Annotated in this window: 3 protein-coding genes; 1 reads left to right on the top strand and 2 read right to left on the bottom strand. The window is 59.1% G+C overall.

Annotation, left to right across the window (positions count from 1 at the left end; genetic code table 11):
* Positions 1 to 6: 6 nt before the first annotated feature.
* A complete protein-coding gene (locus ACP159_RS25600) occupies positions 7 to 999 on the bottom strand; it encodes an IS30 family transposase (RefSeq protein WP_425101343.1) in 993 nt (330 codons plus the stop codon).
* 110 nt (positions 1,000 to 1,109) lie between these two features.
* Complete coding sequence (locus ACP159_RS25595) at positions 1,110 to 1,319, bottom strand: hypothetical protein (protein ID WP_425102499.1); 210 nt, start codon at positions 1,317 to 1,319, stop codon at positions 1,110 to 1,112.
* A 366-nt stretch (positions 1,320 to 1,685) separates the two neighbouring features.
* Between ACP159_RS25595 and ACP159_RS25590 the strand changes: the two genes are divergently transcribed.
* A protein-coding gene (locus ACP159_RS25590; RefSeq protein ID WP_425098180.1) for an IS3 family transposase occupies positions 1,686 to 2,866 on the top strand; the annotation gives its coding sequence in 2 pieces (ribosomal slippage) (positions 1,686 to 1,983 and positions 1,983 to 2,866; 1,182 coding nt in all).
* The last annotated feature ends 32 nt before the right edge of the window (positions 2,867 to 2,898 follow it).

Genomic DNA, 2,898 nt, shown 5'->3' with positions numbered 1-2,898 from the left:
TTTCCGCTATCTCAGTTTCATCATCTCGGCTCTGAAGGCCTCGGTGGGGGTGCGCCAACCAAGGCACTTTCTGGGCGTACCGTTCAGGCGGTCGCAAATCGCCTTCATCTTGCGATTTGACAGCGCCGCGAGTTGGGTATCACGCGGCAGATACCTGCGGGCGCGTTTGTTCAAATTCTCAACTGATCCTTTTTGCCAGGGCGCTTGCGGATCGCAAAACCAGCTTTCCGTTCCAATGCCGGATTTCAACTTGCGCCATTCGCGGAACTCGAAGCCCCGGTCGAAAGTGATCGACTTCCGCGCGGGTTGGGGAAGGGGCTCCATCACATCCATCAGCTTGTTAATGAAGTGTGTCGAACTGCGGTCGTTGTTGCGGAACAAGACGGCAAACCGGGTCTTCCGCTCGACCAGCGAGGCGACGTTCATCTTGCCCTGAGACCGCTCGAAGATCATCAGATCGCCTTCCCATTCGCCAAAGGTTTCACGGGTGGCGACGTACTCAGGGCGTTGATGGATGGACCGATCCGGCGGGAAAACCTGGCCTCTGGGTCGCCTGGCATAGCGTAGCCTGCGTTTCCTGCGTCGGCTGGGAAGGTGGCGTGCCAGGTCTTCCGACTGCCCCTCCTTGCTGTAGACATAGGCGTAAATCGTTTCGTGGCTGACCCGAACAGGCTGGTCTTCGAAACCGAGACGGCCCGCGATCTGTTCTGGCGTCCAGCCTTCGATGAGCCGACCGACGACGTGCGTGCGCAATGCTTCCAGGCGGATCAATTTGCGTCTGCGAGCACGGCGCTTTGATGCTTCACGCTGCGCGACCATGCCATAGTAGCCGTTCAGATACGGCAGCTCTTCGTCGGTGAAAAAGTTCCGTTTGATCTCGCGATAGACGGTCGAACGATGCCGACCGATCTCTGCGGCGATCTTGCTGACCGGTACTTTTGCATTCAGCATGTCTTCGATGGCGCGTCTCTCACGCAAATCCAGCTCTGTGTGGGCCATGTCCGTTCTCCTTGCTTTCCAGCAAGATAGGGCATTTGTCGCAACCCATTTTAGAATCTGCCCCGGAGGGTATCCGGGGCCTCATAATGCGCGTTATGGTAAGGGGCGCACTACTTCACCTCATAGCCGAAGATGGTGCGAACGTGCGGCAGGTCTTCGAGAGCTTTCAATGCAAGCTGGACCGTACGGGGCAACTCGGCATCCGAATTTTCCCAGGCACTGATGGTTCCCCGTGACTTGATCCCGAGTTCCTGGCGCAACCCATCCTGATTGGGATAGCCGAAGCGTTTCCGCCATGCGGGCAACTCCTTACCCTTCATCGCAATCGTCCTGATGCAGGCCCGCCGTGATCGTCTCGGTCTCGCGGCTCACCTTGACGCCATAGCCGGAGAAGCTCGACTTCGTCCGTGTCTTGCTCATTTTCAGTTTCCCGCCGAGTTCCTTAAACCGCTCCCTGACTGTGTCCAGAAATCCGATGTCCGATTTTTGGACATCGCGCCCAAGTCTGCCCATGCCACCCTCCATTTCATGATGGTTTCCGGGCATCGTACTTAAGCTTGGTTAACAAAAACGGAACCAACCGTTCGCGATCGACCCGTTCGCGATGAGCTCCTCCCCGAAAATCGGACAGTGACGGAAGCTACTATCTGACGTCTGCTGGTCTCTAAGAACGAGGAGATCAGAACATGTCGAAACGCAGGAACCATGACGCGGGCTTCAAGGCTCGCGTGGCGCTGGAAGCCCTGAAGGGCGAGCGCACGGTGTCGGAGCTGGCCGCGGAATACGGCGTGCATCCGACCATGATCCATCAGTGGAGCGAGCCATTGTGCGCCATTGGTTCAAGAACAATGGCGAGCGCGCTGCTTGAAGGCGCATCTGACATTTTCGAGCGCGGCGGGAAGAAGAAGGCCGAGGTCGACGAGGAGACGGTGCGGTCGCTTCACGCCAAGATCGGGGAACTGGCCGTCGCCAACGATTTTTTGTCCAGAAAGCTCAAGCCTTGGACCGGCAAGTGAGGCGCGGGATGATCGAACGCTCTCACCCCACGCTGTCGGTCGGGGCGCAATGCCGCCTGCTGTCGATCTCGCGGTCGTCGTTCTACTACGCACCGCTGGGCGAGACCGCAGTGAACCTGGCGCTCATGCAACTGATCGACCGGCAGTTCCTCGAAACCCCGTTCTACGGCGTCCAACAAATGACCTGGCACCTGCAGAACGAGGGCCACGCTGTGAACGTGAAGCGTATCCGGCGGCTGATGCGGCTCATGCGTTTGATGCCGATTTATCAGAAGCCGAACACCAGCAAACCGGCCAAGGGGCACAAAACCTACCCCTACCTGTTGGGTGGCCTGCGGGTGGAACGGCCCAACCAGGTCTGGTGCGCCGACATCACGTACCTTCCGATGCGGCGGGGCTTCCTCTACCTGGTTGCCATCATGGACTGGTTCACCCGCAAGGTGCTGACTTGGCGCATCTCGAACACGCTCGAAGCCGACTTCTGCGTCGAGGCGCTGAACGAGGCGGTCCACCGCTTCGGCCCGCCCGAGATCATGAATACCGATCAGGGGTCGCAGTTCACGTCCTTCGCCTGGACCGACCGGCTGAAACGGATCGGCACCCGGATCTCGATGGACGGCAAGGGCCGGTGTCTCGACAACATCTTCATCGAACGCCTCTGGCGGTCCCTGAAGTATGAGTGCGTCTATCTGCACGCCTGGGAGACGGGCTCGCAGGCGAAGGCCGGGGTTGGCCAATGGATCACCTTCTACAACCACCAGCGGCCTCACGCCGCCCATGGCGGACAGCCGCCCGCCGTGGTCTACTTCAACCAGATCGAAACCGACCAGCAGGGGCAGAGAGTAGCTTAAACCACCCCGGAAACTGGCCAAAAGATGGGGAG

The organism is Tropicibacter sp. S64 (genome assembly GCF_049803835.1).
Taxonomy (GTDB): Bacteria; Pseudomonadota; Alphaproteobacteria; order Rhodobacterales; family Rhodobacteraceae; genus Pacificoceanicola.
The sequence above is the reverse complement of the archived record's forward strand: the minus strand, read 5'-3'. Positions and strand labels throughout refer to the sequence as shown.